Genomic DNA, 20,023 nt, shown 5'->3' on the forward strand with positions numbered 1-20,023 from the left:
GTCGTGCACGGTACGATGCTGTACCATCACAAACAAATGCCAGTGACATCAACGTTCTGACAAAAATTCGAAAGTTTATAACCATATAGGTGGATGAAATAATGGTGAGTTTGAAAGCAATTATTCCGGTAGCAGGGTTAGGGATGCATATGTTGCCTGCAACCAAAGCGATACCGAAAGAGATGCTGCCGATCGTTGATAAGCCGATGGTTCAGTATATCGTCGATGAAATTGTCGCCGCCGGAATCAAAGAAATTGTGCTGGTCACCCATTCATCTAAGAATGCTGTAGAAAACCATTTCGATACCTCTTATGAGCTGGAAGCGCTGCTGGAGCAACGAGTTAAACGCCAACTGTTAGCAGAAGTGCAGGCGATTTGTCCGCCAGGCGTCACGATAATGAACGTTCGACAAGGTCAGCAACTGGGGTTGGGTCACTCTATCCTTTGTGCGCGTCCGGCCGTTGGCAATAATCCGTTTGTAGTGGTGTTGCCGGATATCATTCTTGATGGTGCGAGCGCGGATCCGCTGCGTTATAACCTTGCGGCAATGGTAGCGCGGTTTAATGAAACCGGGCGCAGTCAGGTTCTGGCCAAACGCATGCCAGGGGACCTTTCCGAGTATTCCGTCATTCAAACCAAAGATGGGTTGAAAGTGGAAGGGGAGATTGGCCGTATTGTTGAATTTATTGAAAAACCAGACGAACCACAAACGCTCGATTCCGATTTGATGGCCGTTGGCCGTTATGTGCTGTCTGCTGATATCTGGGAAGAACTTGAGCGTACCGAACCTGGCGCATGGGGTCGTATCCAGCTGACTGACGCTATAGCCGCACTGGCGAAGAAACAGTCTGTTGATGCCATGTTGATGACCGGTGAGAGCTACGACTGCGGTAAAAAAATGGGCTACATGCAGGCGTTTGTAAGCTACGGCTTACGTAACCATAAAGAAGGGACTAAATTCCGCGAGAGCATCAAAAAGCTGCTGGCGTGAAACCAGGCGCTTAATACGAACGAAAGCTGGCGTGCAGATAACATCATATTGTTGAGTGGCACGCCAGCGTTAGAAGATCCAACTGAAATGAAGCCGATATTCTTATTTATTCGGTTCATTAATTGCAATGAAGAGTTTTCATCTCAGTTGAATCTTATTGAGTACATAGATGCGATGGCTGATTGATGATTGTCGTGCGTGAAGCAGTCATTTGGTCAGATGAGTCAGAAAATTGCTTAACTGATAGTTGCTTAGTGCGCTCTTTCTTAAGCAAGCGCACTGTAGCACAGTTAGAGATGCGAAATAAAACTTGACTGAGATCATGTTTAGCCATTAAACAACGGTGATGTATGCATATAAACGTAACGTTAATGGATGAATATGCCCATAAGGAATTCATGGATAAGATACAGGGAAAAGGGATGTATCGTCAGAGGATGAAGCGTAAATGAACTGGCAATTTGTCTCGTTTTTTGGCGATAGTACCGTGTTGCTTCCTAGCGCAGTGGTGCTGTTCGCGGTGCTGGTGCTGCGTAAAACATCCCGGACTCTGGCCTGGCAATGGGCGCTGCTCTTTGGGATTACGGGGACTGTCGTGTGCATTTCAAAACTGGCCTTTATGGGCTGGGGAATTGGCATACGGGAAATCGATTTTACCGGTTTCAGCGGACATACCGCACTCTCAACCGCCTTTTGGCCAATACTCTTATGGCTGTTAACTTCTCGTGCTTCATCATCCCTGCGCTGGGGGGCCGTGCTTCTGGGCTTTATTCTGGCGGGTATTGTGGGTTATTCCCGATTGATGATTCATGCACATTCGGTATCTGAAGTGGTGAGTGGATTTATTCTGGGGGCTTGTGGAAGTTTGACTTTTCTGCTGTTGCAATGGCGTACGTCGGCTTTTCGTTCTGCGCAGATTTCATGGATGGGGGCGTTGAGCGTGGTAATTATCCCACTCATATTATTAAACACTGGGGTTAAAGCACCGACGCAGTCGTTGTTAGGCGAGGTTGCAACCATGATCGGACCATTTGAGAAGCCGTTTACCAGAGCCGATCTACATAAGCATATATATTAATCATACTATTTCGATAAGTTTACGGGTTAACAGTTGGCGTGATTAGTATGATAAATGGCGTATCCATAGTTAACTAAGGGATTTTAGAATCGTGGCTTTCATAATGGTGAAACATAATAATGTTAACAGGATCTTTGAAAGCGCGGTTCGGTATGTTATTACGGATAAGATGATTCTTAAATGAAAAGAGAATAACGGAAATCAGAGTTATCGTTCTGGAACCCAAAAAAGAAGTGGGTGATGATATCTATCATATTTTGTAGTTGACTACTGCATGGGTGTTTTTTCACTTAAACATAGCATTTATTTTAATTGCTTTAAAATCATATAGTTACCATGGTTCATTCTTAGGGTGGTAATAAAGTGGTCAGTTGGTGAGGGATGCCATTAAATAATCTTATTAACAGATGAACCCTTGCCAGTAAAAATGAAAAATATCGTTTTATCCGCTTCGTGGGGGTGAATTTATACTCCCAATTAACAGAAGAATCTCGTAAACTCGAGGCGGTAAAAATAATTGCTGTGGTTAATTCACCAACAGTCGATGTAAAGAAAATTCCTGGGTAAGAGGTACAGTGCGTTGGTAGCTGTTAAGCCAAGGGCGGTAGCGTATCCTGACACTCACGGTACCCAATGTTTTGAATACTCACCATACGCATAGCGACGTTGTCAGACTTCTGATCATGTGCACATTATTGAGCCCATGAAAGTAGCCTTGGCAACCAATATCGCTTACATTATGAATGCATTAAGTTCACATCCGTTTGCAGCAAACCGCTCGTACCTGAGGATGTTGTCCATCGAGGCAATGGATCGCTGTTGTAAAAAATAGGCTTGTCGAACTCATAAGCTCCTGATTCTTAAAAATCCCCATTGCCGTACCCACCTGGTGGGAAGGGACTCGTAAATGGAACTTGAACAATGATAAAAATTGCTCGTATCGCACTTGCTTTGGGTCTGGTTGCATCAGTTAGCTCGCAGGTATATGCAGCAGGGTTGGTGCAAAATGATAATGAACTTCGCAACGACCTGGCGTGGTTATCCGATCGCGGAGTCATTCATCTAAGTCTCTCCACCTGGCCGCTCAGCCAGGAAGAAATTACCCGAGCGCTGAAAAAAGCAAAACCTTCATATTCCTCTGAACAAGTTGTCCTGGCGCGCATCAATCAACGCCTTTCTAATTTGAAGGCGGATTTTCGCGTAAGCGGCTATACGTCAACTGACCAGCCTGGAACACCGCAGGGATTTGGCCAAAGCCAACCAGCAGATAATTCTCTCTCTCTTGCCTTCAATAACAGCGGTGAATGGTGGGATGTGCATCTGCAGGGGAATGTCGAAGGCGGCGAGCGTATTAGCAATGGATCACGTTTTAATGCCAACGGCGCATATGGCGCAGTCAAATTCTGGAATCAATGGTTATCATTCGGCCAGGTGCCCCAGTGGTGGGGCCCTGGTTATGAAGGTAGCTTGATTCGTGGCGATGCGGCAAGACCGATGACCGGTTTTTTAATGCAACGCGCTGAACAAGCTGCTCCTGAGACATGGTGGTTGCGCTGGATTGGTCCGTGGCAGTATCAGATTTCCGCAAGCCAGATGAACCAATACACGGCCGTACCTCATACCAAAATTATCGGTGGCCGTTTTACCTTTACTCCGTTCCAGTCACTTGAGCTTGGCGCTTCACGCATAATGCAGTGGGGTGGGGAGGGACGTCCTCAATCGTTTAGCAACTTCTGGGATGGATTCACCGGCAAAGACAACACCTCAGCCAACGACCCAAATGAACCGGGCAACCAACTTGCCGGTTTTGATTTTAAGTTTAAGCTCGAACCTACTCTGGGCTGGCCGGTGAGTTTCTATGGCCAAATGATTGGCGAAGATGAGTCAGGATTCTTACCTTCCGCGAATATGTATCTTGGTGGTATTGAAGGTCACCACGGCTGGGGTAAAGATGCGATTAACTGGTATGTGGAAGCGCATGATACCCGTACCAATATGAGTCGCACTAATTACAGTTATACCCATCACATCTATAAAGATGGTTATTATCAGCAAGGCTATCCACTAGGTGATGCGATGGGGGGAGATGGCCAGTTGTTTGCAGGCAAAGTTGAGTTGGTGACTGAAGATAATCAGCGCTGGAGTACCCGTCTGGTGTACGCGAAAGTGAACCCGGAAAATCAGACTATCAATAAAGCGTTTCCTAATTCAGACACCTTAAAAGGGATACAGTTGGGCTGGAGTGGCGATGTCTATAAATCTGTTCGATTGAATACTAATCTTTGGTACACCAATGCCGATAACAGCGATAGCGACGATGTTGGTGCCAGTGCAGGGATAGAGATTCCATTTAGTTTATAGGCTGGATGCTGAGAAGAGGGTAGGGATTACTGATTGTGAATTGTTAATCGGTAAAAACTCAGACGGCAAATCAGTAATTGAAAAATTTGGTTTATTGATGATGTGACATTATGAAGAAAAAAATTGTTAGGGTTTCAGCAGTGGCATTGGCAATTAGCTTTTTGACAGGGTGTACTATTGTTCCGGGTCAGGGGCTGAACAGCTTACGCAAAAATGTAGTTGAACTTCCGGATAGCGATTATGACCTGGATAAGTTGGTGAACGTTTATCCAATGACGCCGAGGTTAGTGGAGCAGCTTAGACCTGAGACTGTGCTGGCTCGCCCAAACCCTCAGTTAGATAACTTATTGAAAAACTATGAGTATCGTATTGGGGTGGGGGATGTGCTGATGGTCACTGTTTGGGATCATCCAGAGTTAACTACTCCAGCTGGCCAGTATCGTAGTGCAAGTGACACCGGCAACTGGGTGAATTCTGACGGCTCAATTTTTTATCCTTATATAGGTAAAGTTCAGGTAGCAGGAAAACCGTTGAGTCAAGTTAGACAAGAAATAGCGAGCAGATTGACAACATACATCGAGAGTCCACAAGTCGACATCAGCGTGGCAGCTTTCCGCTCTCAAAAAGCATATGTTACAGGTGAAGTGGTTAAATCAGGCCAACAACCGATAACCAATATACCGCTGACAGTTATGGACGCAATAAATAACGCGGGCGGCTTAGCACCTGATGCTGATTGGCGAAATGTAGTCCTGACACATAATGGCAAAGATACTAAGATTTCATTATATGCTCTGATGCAAAAAGGAGATTTAACTCAAAACCACTTACTGTATCCGGGTGACATTTTGTTTGTACCAAGAAACGATGATCTCAAGGTATTTGTGATGGGAGAAGTGGGCAAACAAAGCACCATGAAAATGGATCGAAGTGGAATGACGCTCGCAGAAGCTCTAGGGAATGCAGAAGGAATTTCCCAAGCAATGAGCGATGCAACAGGGGTATTTGTAGTTCGCCAGCTTAAAGGTGATAAGCAGGGTAAAATTGCTAATATTTACCAACTTAATGCTCAAGATGCATCCGCAATGGTATTAGGGACTGAATTCCAATTACAGCCATATGACATTGTTTATGTTACAACAGCTCCGCTGGTTAGATGGAACCGCGTTATTTCACAATTGGTACCAACAATTAGTGGGGTTCATGATATGACTGAAACTGTTAGATATATCAAAACGTGGCCATAATAATGTTTGATTCTATATTAGTGATCTGTACAGGTAACATTTGTCGCTCTCCAATAGGAGAGCGAATACTACGTAGTATTTTTCCAGATAAAAAAATTGATTCCGCTGGTGTTGGCGCATTGGTAGGTCATGCAGCAGATAATTCAGCGATAAGGGTAGCTAGTAACCATGGCATATCCCTGGAAGGGCATAAAGCAATACAATTTACTAGTGCTTTGGGTCGACAATACGATCTGCTACTTGTAATGGAAACTGAGCATTTAGAACAAGTTAGTCGAATCGCGCCGGAGGTTAGAGGCAAGACAATGCTACTTGGACATTGGTTGCAAGGAAAAGAAATCCCCGATCCTTATCGCAAAAGCGATGAGGCGTTTGAGTCGGTGTATCGATTAATAGACCAAAGCTGCCAGCACTGGGCAGAGAAACTAGGTAGATAATTCAGGAATTTTCTGCATGGCATCATTAAATAACAATACTTCGCAAGATAGTAACGACATTGATTTCGGGCGGCTGATTGGTGAGTTGATTGACCATAAAAAACTCATCATTGCTGTTACTGCTGGTTTTACAGTACTGGCGGTATTGTACTCACTGTTAGCTACCCCAATATATCAAGCAAATGCTTTAATCCAAGTTGAACAAAAACAAGGAAATGCACTTTTAGATAGTCTCAGTCAGATGTTGCCTGATAGTCAACCTCAGTCTGCACCTGAAATAGCATTACTACAATCACGAATGATTCTTGGCAAATCAGTTGATGATTTAAATCTTCAGGCTCAGACAGAACAGATTTACTTTCCCGTGTTTGGGAAAGGTTTATCCAGAATACTAGGTGAAAAACGAGGCAAAATAAATGTATCCAGGCTGTATTTGCCAAAAAGCCTGAAGGGCGATACACCTGAAATCATACTGACAGTTAAGGATAAAAATAATTACCAAATTGAAAGTGGTGATTTGGTCATTAATGGAGTCGTGGGTAAATTGATTGAAGATAAAGGAATATCATTATTAGTTCAATCAATCGATGCAGAACCGGGAACACAATTTAAAATAAGATATTTGCCAAGGCTATTAGCAATAAGTAACCTTCAAGACTCATTTAGTGTTGTCGATCAAGGCAAAGATACCGGGATGCTTAATTTGACATTAACCGGAGATGATCCTGAGCTTATTGCTCATATGTTAGATAATATTAGTCAAAATTATCTATCCCAGAATGTCGATCGGCAAGCAGCACAAGATGCAAAGAGTTTAGAGTTTTTGAGTAATCAGTTACCGACTGTTCGCTCTGACTTAGATGCTGCAGAAGATAAATTGAATGCTTATAGGAAACAAAAAGACTCAGTTGATTTGTCTATGGAGGCAAAATCAGTACTTGATCAAATTGTAAATGTCGATAACCAATTGAATACGTTGACATTCAAAGAGGCTGAAATTTCGCAGTTATATACGAAAGAACATCCTACATATAAAGCGTTAATGGAAAAACGTAAAACTCTGCAACAAGAAAAAGGAAAACTAAGTAAGCGCGTAAGCGCGATGCCATCAACGCAGCAAGAAGTACTTCGATTAAGCCGTGATGTTGAGTCAGGTCGAGCCGTTTATATGCAGTTGCTCAACCGGCAACAAGAGTTAAGCATTGCTAAGTCGAGTGCTATTGGTAATGTCCGTATAATTGATCAGGCAATAACAGAACCAAGTCCGGTGAAACCTAAAAAAATCCTTGTTATCGTAATCGGAATTATATTGGGATTATTTATTTCGGTAGGACTCGTATTGGTTCGTGTCGTTCTGCGTAGAGGAATCGAATCTCCTGAACAATTAGAAGAACTCGGTGTAAATGTTTATGCAAGTGTACCGGTGTCTGAATGGTTAACAAAACAAAATACCGGAAAAATCAAACGCAATAAAAATCAATCTAGTACTTTACTTGCTGTAGAGAATCCAGCTGATTTGGCTGTGGAAGCTATCCGAAGTTTACGCACCAGCCTTCACTTTGCAATGATGGAAGCAAAGAATAATGTTCTTATGATTTCAGGTGCTAGCCCTAATGCAGGTAAAACTTTCATTAGTACTAACTTAGCTGCAATAATTGCTTTGACAGGAAAAAAAGTTCTTTTTGTGGATGCCGATTTACGTAAGGGGTATGTACACAAAATGTTGGGCAAACAGCATGCCAAGGGACTATCTGAGATATTATCTGGTCAAGAATCAATTGAAAAAGTCATCGAACGAGTTCCCGGTGGTGAATTTGATTATATTGGCCGTGGACAAATTCCTCCGAACCCTGCTGAATTGCTAATGCATACTCGCTTCTCTGACATGATCGAATGGGCATCAAGTAATTATGACCTTGTAATTGTCGATACACCACCAATCCTTGCGGTTACCGATGCTGCTATCATTGGGCGCTATGCAGGAACAACATTGCTTGTTGCTCGTTTCGAGGCTAATACTACGAAAGAAATCTCAGTAAGTGTTAAGCGCTTTGAACAAAGTGGTGTAAATGTTAAAGGTTGTATATTGAATGGTGTGTTAAAGAAAGCAAGTAGCTATTATGGTTATGGATATAATCATTATGGTTATTCATACTCAAACAAAGAATAATAAATTATTATGATATTAAAGGTGAGCTACTATAGCTCACCTTAAATATTGTCATATACAATTTAAATCTCTATGTGTACACAGAGGGAGCTATGACGCACTTTTCTAAAAATATAACTTGCAGCGTAATCCTAGCGCTTGCCGATTTTTTTGGCTTTGTTCTCTCTTTATATCTTTCCTTAGGAATACTTTCAGTTACGCTAACTCACTTTGAAGAACGTGTACCAGAAGAACAAATATCCGGTTGGATTGCTTTACATTGGTTGCTAGGAGTATGTTGCATATGCTGGTATGGAGTACGACTCAGACATTATTTTTATCGGAAAACATTTTGGTTTGAATTAAAAGAAATATTGCGTACATTAATAATTTTTGCTGTTATAGAAATCGCTGTCATTGCATTTGCAAAATGGTATTTTTCAAGATATGTCTGGTTGCTGACATGGTTATTTGCCCTTGCATTAGTCCCGTTGTCAAGAATCGCTGCAAAATGGGTGCTCAAAAAGATCGGGTTATGGCTCAGAGATACCTGGATTATTGGCAGCGGTAAAAATGCATTAGATGCATATAATGCGATACAAAGTGAAAAAAATCTCGGTTTAAATATTGTTGGGTTTATTTCAGATAGTGAGCAGCAGGGGTTAATAAAAGAAAAATTAAAAAATGCAAATGTTTTGAAGCCCGAAGAAAACTGGCTGAATAGCATTGATAAAAGAACACAGTTCATCGTTGCAGTAGAATCAAATCAAGGCGATGTGCGAAATGCATGGTTACGAGATTTTATGATCAAAGGATACCGATACGTATCGGTTATACCAACATTGAGGGGTGTGCCACTCGATAGTACGGATATGTCATTTATTTTTAGTCATGAGGTAATGATATTCCGTGTTCAACAAAATTTAGCGAAACTGTCGTCAAGAATACTTAAACGAACCTTTGATATTATAGGGTCAATAAGTATTATAGTGATATTATCACCGCTTCTTATATATATCAGCCATAAAGTTAAAAAGGATGGTGGCCCGGCAATTTATGGTCACGAACGAGTAGGGAAAGACGGGAAATCTTTTAAGTGTTTGAAATTTCGTTCAATGGTTGTTAATTCAAAGCAGGTTTTGGAAGAGTTACTTCTTTCAAATGCTGATGCCAAAGCGGAATGGGATGCGACATTTAAATTAAAAAATGATCCAAGGATTACCAAAATTGGCCAATTCCTGAGGAAAACAAGTTTGGATGAGTTACCTCAGTTGTTTAATGTGTTAAAAGGCGAAATGAGTCTGGTTGGACCGAGGCCAATTATCACAGCTGAGTTAGAAAGGTATAACGATGAAGTGGAGTACTATCTTCTGAGCAAACCAGGAATGACTGGATTATGGCAGGTAAGTGGTAGAAGTGATGTTGACTATGACACCCGTGTATATCTTGATGCCTGGTATGTTAAAAATTGGTCAATGTGGAATGATATAGCCATATTATTCAAAACAATTACAGTAGTTTTGAAAAAAGATGGTGCTTATTAACTATTGCTGTGGGTGTGAACATGAATAGAAGAGCTTTCTTGTTATCAACGATTTCTAGTGTAGCATTAAGCAGTCAGTTTGCGCGCGCAGTAACAGTAAATAATACTAAAAAAAATTTATCAGAATTTTTTAAAAACCAAAATAGTAAGAAGATTTTAATCCCTCCTGGTGACTATTACTTTGACGGTACATCTATAAACATTGACTCGATGTCAGAAATAATTTTTTCGGATGGGGCTAATATTTATATTGATGCACATAAGAGTAATCGTAGTGCTGCGATATTTAATATTGCAGGTGCTAAAAATATACAAATTTCAGGAGGGAACTTCATTGCTGAAGATGATTTGATAGTAGTTGTGCAGTGTGTGGATTATGTTGAAAATATTACTGTAAAAAAAATTAAGTGTATAGGGTGTCGGATTTTTTCTTCCAAAATGACACAAAGATACTCTGATATTCTTATTGAAAGAATAAGTCAGGATATCAATGTGTCATCTTGTAGTGCTAATGCAAAACAAATAAAAACTAATCATGCCTGTATTGAACTTAGTTATATCAATGGAGGGCGGTGTGGTAATAATATAATATCAGCTTTCTATCATGGAATTATGTTCTGGGGCGGTGATTCGAATCCCGTTAAAGATGGGGAACCGCATAATGAAAGAAAATGCACAGCATTAGTAATTAATAATAATATAATCCGTGATGTCAGATTAGGCGGGATTTGGGGGTCAATGGGGGAACGTGTAAGCATTACTGCGAATTATGTAGAAAACGGTGGTGATGTGGGTATTGATTTTGAGGGCTGTAATAATAGTATTGCTAAAAACAACATCGTCAAAAATTTTAAGCATGGATGTCTAGCAACTTTTTTTATATGTAATAATATTATATTTAAAAATAATCTTGCACTTAACTCGGGTCTTTATGGGAAATCAATCGCGGCTATATTTAATGCAAGTCAAAAACCACTTAATAAAAATATTAACTTTATCGGTAATGTGTTTGTTAGTGAAGGTTTGATTTCATATTTTAAACAAAATGGTGCGACTGATTACCTGAATGTTAGAAATAATTATTTTGGCAATGTAATTGTTGATTTTACTAGCAATAACAATGGTGATATTGACATTTCTGATAATAAGTTTAAATACGATACTATAATTGATAAAATGGCTAGTACAATTAGGGTTGGAAACGTTAAGAAAGCAAGTGCAAGTATAAAAATCGCTAATAATACATTCATAAACATACCATCTGAAAATTTTAAAGCTATACAGTTTTTTAAGATTGAATCAAATAAGAAATTGAGCGTAAAAACCAATAACAATGTATTAAATAATGTTTTGATTAACAAAGACCAAATATCATATCAGAATTGATGTTTTGAAATTAAGAATATAAAAATGGATAAGAAATATGAGTAGGTTAAAAGATGCACTGCTTTTCATAACATTTGCGATCCCCAAAGCAGGTGCTAAAATCGGAGGGTTCCCACTATATATTTCGCTGTTGAGTAGTATGTATTTTATGTTCATGGGAGCCTTGCATGCACTGACAAGACCGAAAGAACTCTTACTCGCATTAATACCATTAATATTGTTATTGCTTTCATTTTTAATAAATCAATCTTCATACAATGCATTGTTTTTTTCGGGCTCACCATTTTTACCATTGTCATCTCAAATAGCATATATTAGTTCGATGTTTGCTTTTTTTTGTTATTATGGTGCTCTTGGTATCAACAATGCTGATAATTGGAAACGTTATTTAAAATTAATTTTTTACATCCTTGTTATTTATGCTTTAATGCAAAAAATTATTGGTGACTATACTGTGGTTATCCCCGGCATTACAGCAAATTTTCAGGATGCAGTAACGCCAAACTTTCTTGCAGACAAAAATAACATGATTTGGGGGATACATTATCTTAAAGCTACATCCACATACCAAAATGGTAATGTATTTGGCGCGAATCTATTACTAATTGGTTTCGCTGTTATTGCAAATTTAAGAAATGAGTTAAAAGGAACACTTGTCCCATTATCTTTGCTTGGGGTCGTCGTGTTATTGACAGCCTCAGCATCAATATACCTTGGAATGATTGGGGCACTTTTATGGATGTTTTTTACTGCAGAAAAAAAATCCCCAATGGCATTGATAGTAATGCTACTTGTAATCGTAGTCTCGGCAGTAATGTTTTTGATTTTATTAAATACCGATAATATTTTTTCAAAAATAATATATGAAAGATTGGTTAACCGTGACTTAAGTCAAGGGAGCGGGAGAATTGAAAAGATTATATCCTATATTGATATTATTACCGAACATCCATTAATTTTGCTAAATGGTATGTTATCTTACAATAGAACATTTTATGAGATTTATGAAGTTCTTCCGGCATCAATAGCACAAATTTTTGGTGTGCCTATGGTTTTATATTTCTTGAGTTTTATTTTTATTAAGTTAAAACCGTTGTTGAGATCGCCTTACATTTTGCCGTTTGTCGCATATTTTTGCGCCGCATTGTCAGATGGTGCTTTTTGGTTGCCACCGACTGCTACGAATCTTTTTATTATTATGGGGTTATGTACAGTTTGGTTTAATCAAGAGTGTAAAAATAAAACTGAAGGTGCTAATGATTAATAAAATTAAAACAGCGGTTGTTTTTACTGCATCAATCGTGGGTGGTCATGAATTAATGGCTATAGCTCATATAAAGCGATTTCTTAATAAAGGGTTTAGTTTATCATGTTTTGTACCAGAGGATAATTCTCAACTAAAAGAAATCCTTACAAATCAAAGCGTAGTATATGATACGCATGCAGTATGTCATAAAAGATTGGAAATTCTGCACTCTTTTTTAAATCTAAAATATAGAATGCGGGCAAGACATTTTTTAAAAAAAATAAGTGCTGATTATGATTATATTGTCATTATTCAAGGTGATATTGAGTTAGGTTCTGTATTAATAAATGAAGGGGCGGTTATTTGTAAAGACAAAATAATTAGTTATATCCCTTATACACATCGCTTTTCTTTAATGGGAAGCAAGTTTGCCTTAGTTAAGGATATTTTGTCCAACATCGTTTATAAAAGATGCAACAAATACATCACAATAAGCAATGTATTTGCTAATGAGCTGAAGAAAAGAAATTCAAATGCTCGTGTAAAAGTATTACGTAATGTTATAGTTAATTTTAACCCTGAGAATGTAAGAGGAAGTGGTTACACATACCATCAAAGTGAAAATGGATTTGTTTTGCTAATGGCCGGAAGAATCTATTTTCGGCAAAAAGGGCAACATCTACTGATTGGTGCTTTGAAAAAAATTAATGTCAATAAAAACATAAGAGTTAAGGTTATTGGTGATGGCCCAGACCTTAAAAAAATGAAGGAGATGTCAGACACACTGAGTTCTAATGTGACGTTTGAATACATGGGCTGGAAGAATAATATATGGGACTATACCAAGGATGTGGATGCATTAGTTTTACCTTCATTGTATGAAGGAGTACCGCTCGTCATGCTTGAAGCAATTAAGGCAAATGTCTCGATTATAGCTCCTGCCCGTGATGGCATGCTTGATTATATACCTCAGATTTATTTATATAAAACTGGTAGTGAAGAAGAAGAAATAGACGCTTTATCGATAAAGCTGCAAGATATTATAAGTGGCAACTAACCAATGGATATTTATGAAAAACATTCTAATTGATGACCGATGGTCAGGTTCAGGCGGAATCGGAACATTTGCTGAAGAAATTAATAAAATAACAAATTATAAGAGTGCGGGTTTCACCGGCAAACCATTCAGCCCTGTTGATTGCATAAAAACATCGTTAAAGATGCTGAAGATGCGTGATGGTATAGTTTTTTTTCCAGGCTATATTCCTCCATTATTTTCCAGAATACCATTTGTGTTTACAATCCATGATTTGAATCATTTGGAGCGTCCTGAAAATTCGAGTCTATTAAAAAAAATATTCTATAAGGTTGTTATAAAAAGAGGATGTCGAAAAGCTAAGTATATTTTTACTGTTTCCGAATTTTCTCGACAAAAAATCATCCAATGGTCCGGAGTTCCTGCTGAAAAAGTTGTAAATGTAGGGAATGGAGTATCCAACAATTTTCGACCAAATGGACAAAAGAAAGATTTTGGATATCCTTATTATTTATGTGTCAGTAACAGGAAAAGTCATAAGAATGAGGTTGGAACAATTCAGGCTTTTGCCAGAGCAGATATCCCTAAAAACGTAAAACTTGTTTTTACTGGCAAGAAAACAGATGAGTTAGCGACTCTCATCGAAATCAATGAGCTTACTGATAGGGTTGTATTTACTGGTTTTGTCAAAAACGAAGAATTACCTGAGCTTTATCGTGGTGCAGAAGGATTGATTTTCGTCTCCTTCTATGAAGGATTTGGTCTCCCTGTTATTGAGGCAATGGCAAGTGGTATACCTGTAATTACCTCCAAAACAACCTCCCTCGGTGAGGTTGCTGGCGACGCAGCACTTGTAGTTGACCCTGAGAATATACAGCAAATAGCAACTGCAATATCTAAATTACATTCTGATATTGAACTTAAAACCCAACTCATTAGTAAAGGCTCAAAACAGGTCGGTAAATATTCCTGGAGTGCTACCGCAGAACTTGTTAATAAGTATCTAACAAGTAGTTGAGAGTATAGAAATCGTAAAACAAGAATGAAATTTTTCTGTGTTGACGATAATGTTGGTAAAAATGAGTGAAAAATACGCTACAAATAAAAAAATAGTTGCAAAGAACACATTCATGCTTTATGGCAGGATGTTACTAATAATGTTTGCAACTTTTTATACCTCACGCTTAGTTTTAAATGCGCTTGGGGTTTATGACTTTGGGCTTTACAGTGTCATTGGCAGTATTATCGTTTTATTTTCGTTCATTCAAAACGTATCAGCTTTGGCAACTCAAAGGTTCCTGTCAGTTGGTTTAGGTAGAAGGGACTTTTCCTGGACTAAAAGAGTCTTTTCGACAAGTATATTGGTCCATTTCATAATATGTGGTGCCGTTTTATTCCTCGCTGAGACAATTGGGTTATGGTTCTTAATCTATAAATTAAGAGTTCCCGTTGAGCGTATGACAGAAATATTTTGGGTGTACCAGTTGTCTGTCATATCTCTGCTTATTCAGATCATGCAAACACCATTTATTGCAGCGTTAATTGCAACTGAAAAGATGGATTTGTTTGCTAAGATAGGGATATTTGATGCTATTCAGCGCTGGGGCATGGTGTATTTATTTACCTTGTTCGAATTCGACTCGAAATTAATATGGTATGCTGCATTCTTGCTTTTTGGATATATATCAGTCTTTTTTGTCTATTTTGTTAGTTGCATTAAGAAAATAGATATATGTACTGTAAAGGTAAGTTTCAAAGAAAATAAAGAACTGCTCAAGGAAATACTATCCTTCTCGAGTTGGTCAATGATGGGCTCATTGAGTTTAGTCGGACTTTCTCAAGGTATTGCTCTCCTGACATATTTCTTTGTCGGAGTTGTGGCAAATGGTTCTGTTTGGTTAGCGGAGCAGGTGCTGATTGCATTTAACCGTGTCATAGGTACTTTGCAAACCGCATTCAATCCTCAACTGATAAAGCAGCATTCAACTGGAAATCACGAAGAGGTTTCGTCTCTTCTATCTTTATCCTGCAAGTTGACTGGCTTTATCGTACTGATTGCAGCAGTACCCGCCTTTGTAGATGCGCCTTTTGTTATTAACTTATGGTTGAAACAAGTTCCAGAACATTTGGTGGTGTTGGTAAGAATTGTCATACTGTATGTCATCATTGATTCTCTATCAGGACCTTTTGTTACCGTAGCATATGCAGTGGGAAAGTTGCGGAACTATCAGTTAATAGCATCATTAATAATGCTTTTAACTTTGGTATTAACATATGCTCTTTACTCTTTGGGTTTTGCATTGGTTGTGGCGGTGTCTAGTCGTATACTTTGTGCAGTTGCAATGCTTATGTTCAGAGTTTTGTATGTGGAAAAAGTAACTGGATTAAATAGTAAAATATTTTTCCTTAATATTTTCCCGCGCTTATTTTCTGTTTCTGTAATATCATTTGCAATTTCATTTTACATTAACACCGTACTTCCTGTAGGTTTTTTAGGGTTACTGCTTCTAATCGCCTTAAACACAATCTCAGTGGCTATATTCTTTTTCTATTTGGTGCTAATTAGTTCAGAAAGAAAATATTTAACATCTTTAATAAAGAAAAAATTAGGTAGGAAATAACATGCAAGTAAACAATACTCAATATGGCGTCCTGACGTACGAAAGTGACATCTATGTCAAAAGAAACTGGATCAATCTGGGTGATTATGTACAAAGTACAGCAGCACGCCAGTTTTTACCTTGCGTGAATGAGTATATACCACGAGATCATATGAATACTTATAGTGGTAATAAAGTAAAAATGATCATGAATGCGTGGTATATGGATATACCAGAAAACTTTCCGCCATCTGAAGATATAACTCCTTTATATGTGTCAATCCATATTAACTCTACTATTGTAGATAAAATTTTCACACCTGCGAGTATTGAGCACTTTAAAAAACATGCGCCGATAGGTTGCCGTGATTTTTACACTCGTGATTTGCTGATCTCAAAAGGGATTGATGCATATTACTCAGGCTGTATGACACTTACGTTGGGGAATAAATATAAACGGGATAATGTTACTGATGATATTTATTTTATCGATGTGATGTATGACTCAATGTCATTACCAGAGTTAATGAGCCAACCATTACGTTTCGGAAAACGCTTGCTAAATGGTCGGGCATTTGAATTTAATCATAGAAGCAAAGTACTAAACCAGTTTTTTGATAGTGAATTACTCAAGCATGCTAAACATGAAAAACAGATCATTCCGTACCTTTCCGCTGACGAAGGTTTTAAATTAGCCGATGATTTTCTGAGGAAATTGGCTAATGCAAAACTGGTAGTAACCTCCAGGATTCATACTGCTCTTCCATGCCTGGCTATGGGCACTCCAGTTATTTTTGTAAATGGTGGTTTTAAAAATAAAGTTGATAACTGCCGTTTCGATGGGTTATTTGACTTCTTTAATAGAATTGACGTCGATATGAATGCCAATGCGACTGCTAACTTCGAATTTGATGGTAAGAAAATAGGTATGAATACTATTATTAAAAATAAAACATTGCATGAACAATATGCTAATGAATTAGCGGATAAATGCAGAAGTTTTGTTGTGTAATTTTATTCTAAATGTCTCTTTATCGAACTGTAAATATATTAAATGAGGTTAAGTCATGATTCTCCCAGTGATAATGGCTGGAGGTACTGGTAGTCGTTTATGGCCGATGTCGCGAGAGCTATATCCAAAACAGTTTTTACGTTTACACGGCGAGCAATCAATGCTTCAGGAGACAATTACTCGCCTTAATGGTTTAGAGACTAAAGAACCTATTGTGATATGTAACGAACAACATCGTTTTTTAGTCGCAGAACAACTACGTCAAATCGAAAAGCTATCTAATAACATTATCCTTGAACCAATTGGACGTAATACGGCTCCAGCAATTGCACTTGCTGCATTACACGCAGTAGCACATGATGATGATGATCCATTGCTACTTGTTTTGGCCGCGGACCACGTTATTGAGAATAACGATGCTTTTCAAGCTGCAATCAACAGCGCTGTAGTTTATGCAAATCAAGGGAAGCTTGTAACGTTTGGTATTGTGCCTACTGGCCCTGAAACGGGATATGGTTATATCCAGCGTGGTAACGAAGAACATTTCGATAATCATATAGCTTATGATGTAAAACGTTTCGTTGAAAAACCTAACTTGCATACAGCACAAGAATATTTGGACAGCGGTGAATATTACTGGAATAGCGGTATGTTCATGTTTCGAGCAAGACGCTTTCTTCAAGAGTTGGATGAGTTCCGTCCAGATATTCTTAGCTCATGTAAAAAGGCAATGCAGACTGTGCATACCGATTCTTTACGTGATTTTATTCGTGTTGATAAAGATGCTTTTATTGCTTGCCCTGATGAGTCAGTTGATTATGCTGTAATGGAAAAAACGCAATCTGCATCTGTAGTACCACTGGATGCAGGTTGGAATGATGTAGGTTCATGGTCAGCACTGTGGGAAGTCAACGATAAGGATGTTCAAGGTAATTCACTATCCGGGGATGTTTTTGTTCATGATTCTTCTAACTGTTATATAAATAGCGAAGAACAACTAGTAGCTGCCGTTGGGGTTAACAATCTGGTAGTAGTCAGCACCAAAGATGCTGTGCTCGTTATAGATAAATCACAGGTGCAAGACGTTAAACGTGTAGTTGAACATCTTAAAATGACTTCGCGTAGAGAGTATAGGATCCACCGTGAATCCTATAGCCCTTGGGGGCATAGTGATAAAGTGGTTAATACAACTAAATATCACATTAACAAAGTTACAGTTAAACCGGGCGGTAAGTTTTCTTTGCAAATGCACCACCACCGGGCCGAGCACTGGATTATATTATCAGGAACAGCGAAGATTACCTTAAACGAACGTGAGTTTTTGCTTACTGAAAACCAATCAACATTTATTCCTGCTGGTTCGACTCATATGCTGGAAAATCCAGGGAAAATAGATCTTGAAATCCTTGAGATTCAATCTGGTTCATATTTAGGTGAAGATGATATTGTTCGTCTAAAAGATCATTATGGAATTTGATTAAACGGGGAAAATGATGGAATTATTAACCTGCTTTAAAGCGTATGACATTCGCGGCAAGCTAGGCTCGGAACTTACAGAGGACATCGCATACCGTATTGGTCGTGCATATGGTGAGTATCTTAAGCCTAAAAAAATGGTTGTCGGAGGCGATGTTAGACTAACTAGTGAATCCCTTAAACTTGCCCTTGCCAAAGGATTGCAGGATGCTGGTACTGATGTTTTAGACATTGGTTTATCGGGTACTGAGGAGATTTATTTTGCTACATCTTACCTCGGTGTTGATGGCGGAGTGGAAGTAACAGCAAGTCATAACCCAATTGATTATAATGGAATGAAACTCGTCCGCGAGAACTCAAAGCCAATCAGTGGTGATACTGGGCTAAGGGAGATCCAGCGTCTTGCCGAAGAGAATAATTTTGCTATAAATTCATCGCAGCCTAAAGGTAGTTATCAATCCATTTCTATATTAGATGCATATATTGATAAGTTATTGAGCTATATCAATCTTCATAATATCAATAGAACGCTAAAATTAGTTGTTAACTCTGGTAATGGCGCCGCTGGTCATGTTATTGATGCCCTTGAGAAGCGCTTTATAAAACATAATGTTCCTGTTGAATTTATAAAGGTGCACCATGAACCCGATGGGACCTTCCCAAATGGTATACCAAATCCATTATTACCAGAGTGTAGAAAAGATACCACTGACGCTGTCATAAAAAATAATGCTGATATGGGTATTGCATTCGATGGTGATTTCGATCGATGCTTCCTGTTCGATAATATGGGTAACTTTATCGAAGGCTACTATATTGTTGGTCTTTTGGCTGACGCATTTCTTGAAAAGAATCCAGGTTCTCGTATTATTCATGACCCGCGTTTAAGCTGGAATACAATTGATATTGTAAAAAATGCTGGCGGTATTCCTGTGATGTCTAAAACAGGTCATGCTTTCATTAAAGAACGTATGCGTGCAGAAGATGCAATATACGGCGGCGAAATGAGTGCCCACCATTATTTCCGCGATTTTGCCTATTGCGATAGCGGAATGATCCCATGGCTCCTTGTCGCTGAATTACTCTGTATCAAGGATAAAACGCTAAACCAATTAGTTAGTGCACGGATGCAAGCTTATCCTGCCTCTGGAGAAATCAACAGCTCCCTTAGCGATCCGCAATCCTCGATCAAACGGGTTCTTGAGCGATATCAGAATGAAGCTCTTGATATTAATTACACGGATGGTATAAGCCTTGAATTTGCGGACTGGCGCTTCAATCTACGTAGTTCTAACACTGAGCCTGTCGTTCGCTTAAATGTGGAATCCAGAAGTGATGTTACTTTAATGAAAGAAAAAACTGCAGAGATTTTAGCCTTGTTAAGGGCTTAAATTTAAATTACTAAAGGTGCTTTTCAAATCTGGAGCACCTTTATATTTTGCATGTTAAATTATAAATGT

15 protein-coding genes are annotated in these 20,023 nt (G+C 38.8%); all 15 read left to right on the forward strand.

Features of this window, described 5'->3' with window-relative positions; genetic code table 11:
- Positions 1-101: 101 nt before the first annotated feature.
- Positions 102-992: a UTP--glucose-1-phosphate uridylyltransferase GalF gene (galF, locus tag PGR23_RS01970; protein ID WP_015706060.1), complete on the forward strand. Its 891-nt coding sequence runs from the start codon at positions 102-104 to the stop codon at positions 990-992.
- Positions 993-1,440: 448 nt separating this feature from the next.
- Positions 1,441-2,070 carry a phosphatase PAP2 family protein gene (locus tag PGR23_RS01975; protein WP_045391862.1) on the forward strand — a complete coding sequence of 210 codons (630 nt, stop codon included), beginning with the start codon at positions 1,441-1,443 and terminating at the stop codon, positions 2,068-2,070.
- 921 nt (positions 2,071-2,991) lie between these two features.
- Positions 2,992-4,431 carry a capsule assembly Wzi family protein gene (locus PGR23_RS01980; protein ID WP_047046462.1) on the forward strand — a complete coding sequence of 480 codons (1,440 nt, stop codon included), beginning with the start codon at positions 2,992-2,994 and terminating at the stop codon, positions 4,429-4,431.
- 110 nt (positions 4,432-4,541) lie between these two features.
- Positions 4,542-5,678: a polysaccharide export protein gene (locus PGR23_RS01985; protein WP_047046465.1), complete on the forward strand. Its 1,137-nt coding sequence runs from the start codon at positions 4,542-4,544 to the stop codon at positions 5,676-5,678.
- A gap of 2 nt (positions 5,679-5,680) precedes the next feature.
- Entirely contained in the window at positions 5,681-6,115 is a 435-nt protein-coding gene (locus tag PGR23_RS01990; protein ID WP_072057560.1) for a protein tyrosine phosphatase, read from the forward strand.
- Between the two features lie 16 nt (positions 6,116-6,131).
- On the forward strand, positions 6,132-8,285 hold the full coding sequence (locus PGR23_RS01995) for a polysaccharide biosynthesis tyrosine autokinase (RefSeq protein WP_047046468.1): 2,154 nt from the start codon (positions 6,132-6,134) through the stop codon (positions 8,283-8,285).
- Between the two features lie 92 nt (positions 8,286-8,377).
- Positions 8,378-9,808 carry an undecaprenyl-phosphate galactose phosphotransferase WbaP gene (gene wbaP / locus PGR23_RS02000; RefSeq protein WP_047056460.1) on the forward strand — a complete coding sequence of 477 codons (1,431 nt, stop codon included), beginning with the start codon at positions 8,378-8,380 and terminating at the stop codon, positions 9,806-9,808.
- Between the two features lie 20 nt (positions 9,809-9,828).
- Positions 9,829-11,193, forward strand: coding sequence for a right-handed parallel beta-helix repeat-containing protein (locus PGR23_RS02005; protein ID WP_047046473.1), 1,365 nt, complete (start codon positions 9,829-9,831; stop codon positions 11,191-11,193).
- 37 nt (positions 11,194-11,230) lie between these two features.
- Positions 11,231-12,457 carry a hypothetical protein gene (locus tag PGR23_RS02010; RefSeq protein ID WP_047046476.1) on the forward strand — a complete coding sequence of 409 codons (1,227 nt, stop codon included), beginning with the start codon at positions 11,231-11,233 and terminating at the stop codon, positions 12,455-12,457.
- On the forward strand, positions 12,450-13,496 hold the full coding sequence (locus PGR23_RS02015; RefSeq protein ID WP_396279539.1) for a glycosyltransferase family 4 protein: 1,047 nt from the start codon (positions 12,450-12,452) through the stop codon (positions 13,494-13,496). Before PGR23_RS02010 ends, PGR23_RS02015 begins: the two co-directional genes overlap by 8 nt.
- A gap of 13 nt (positions 13,497-13,509) precedes the next feature.
- Positions 13,510-14,493 (forward strand): glycosyltransferase family 4 protein, encoded by a 984-nt coding sequence (locus tag PGR23_RS02020; protein ID WP_059342077.1) that lies wholly within the window; start codon positions 13,510-13,512, stop codon positions 14,491-14,493.
- A 61-nt stretch (positions 14,494-14,554) separates the two neighbouring features.
- Entirely contained in the window at positions 14,555-16,096 is a 1,542-nt protein-coding gene (locus PGR23_RS02025; RefSeq protein WP_396279540.1) for a hypothetical protein, read from the forward strand.
- Position 16,097: 1 nt separating this feature from the next.
- The gene (locus PGR23_RS02030) at positions 16,098-17,087 is read left to right on the forward strand and encodes a polysaccharide pyruvyl transferase family protein (RefSeq protein ID WP_047078094.1); all 990 of its coding nucleotides are present in this window, start codon (positions 16,098-16,100) and stop codon (positions 17,085-17,087) included.
- A 55-nt stretch (positions 17,088-17,142) separates the two neighbouring features.
- A complete protein-coding gene (locus tag PGR23_RS02035) occupies positions 17,143-18,564 on the forward strand; it encodes a mannose-1-phosphate guanylyltransferase/mannose-6-phosphate isomerase (RefSeq protein ID WP_396279541.1) in 1,422 nt (473 codons plus the stop codon).
- 16 nt (positions 18,565-18,580) lie between these two features.
- Positions 18,581-19,954, forward strand: a complete 1,374-nt coding sequence (gene cpsG, locus PGR23_RS02040; protein ID WP_088389864.1) for a phosphomannomutase CpsG — start codon at positions 18,581-18,583, stop codon at positions 19,952-19,954.
- The last annotated feature ends 69 nt before the right edge of the window (positions 19,955-20,023 follow it).

The sequence above is a fragment of the Klebsiella sp. 141162 genome (assembly GCF_050600755.1).
GTDB classification, from domain to species: Bacteria; Pseudomonadota; Gammaproteobacteria; order Enterobacterales; family Enterobacteriaceae; genus Klebsiella; species Klebsiella aerogenes.

What these genes read in the sequence shown, in the direction of transcription:
- PGR23_RS02015 (WP_396279539.1), top strand. Translation starts at nt 12,450, where the DNA reads ATGATTAATAAAATTAAAACAGCGGTTGTTTTTACTGCATCAATCGTG.
- PGR23_RS01980 (WP_047046462.1), top strand. Translation starts at nt 2,992, where the DNA reads ATGATAAAAATTGCTCGTATCGCACTTGCTTTGGGTCTGGTTGCATCA.
- PGR23_RS01975 (WP_045391862.1), top strand. Translation starts at nt 1,441, where the DNA reads ATGAACTGGCAATTTGTCTCGTTTTTTGGCGATAGTACCGTGTTGCTT.
- PGR23_RS02035 (WP_396279541.1), top strand. Translation starts at nt 17,143, where the DNA reads ATGATTCTCCCAGTGATAATGGCTGGAGGTACTGGTAGTCGTTTATGG.
- cpsG (WP_088389864.1), top strand. Translation starts at nt 18,581, where the DNA reads ATGGAATTATTAACCTGCTTTAAAGCGTATGACATTCGCGGCAAGCTA.
- wbaP (WP_047056460.1), top strand. Translation starts at nt 8,378, where the DNA reads ATGACGCACTTTTCTAAAAATATAACTTGCAGCGTAATCCTAGCGCTT.
- galF (WP_015706060.1), top strand. Translation starts at nt 102, where the DNA reads ATGGTGAGTTTGAAAGCAATTATTCCGGTAGCAGGGTTAGGGATGCAT.
- PGR23_RS02005 (WP_047046473.1), top strand. Translation starts at nt 9,829, where the DNA reads ATGAATAGAAGAGCTTTCTTGTTATCAACGATTTCTAGTGTAGCATTA.
- PGR23_RS01990 (WP_072057560.1), top strand. Translation starts at nt 5,681, where the DNA reads ATGTTTGATTCTATATTAGTGATCTGTACAGGTAACATTTGTCGCTCT.
- PGR23_RS02020 (WP_059342077.1), top strand. Translation starts at nt 13,510, where the DNA reads ATGAAAAACATTCTAATTGATGACCGATGGTCAGGTTCAGGCGGAATC.
- PGR23_RS02010 (WP_047046476.1), top strand. Translation starts at nt 11,231, where the DNA reads ATGAGTAGGTTAAAAGATGCACTGCTTTTCATAACATTTGCGATCCCC.
- PGR23_RS02025 (WP_396279540.1), top strand. Translation starts at nt 14,555, where the DNA reads ATGAGTGAAAAATACGCTACAAATAAAAAAATAGTTGCAAAGAACACA.
- PGR23_RS02030 (WP_047078094.1), top strand. Translation starts at nt 16,098, where the DNA reads ATGCAAGTAAACAATACTCAATATGGCGTCCTGACGTACGAAAGTGAC.
- PGR23_RS01995 (WP_047046468.1), top strand. Translation starts at nt 6,132, where the DNA reads ATGGCATCATTAAATAACAATACTTCGCAAGATAGTAACGACATTGAT.
- PGR23_RS01985 (WP_047046465.1), top strand. Translation starts at nt 4,542, where the DNA reads ATGAAGAAAAAAATTGTTAGGGTTTCAGCAGTGGCATTGGCAATTAGC.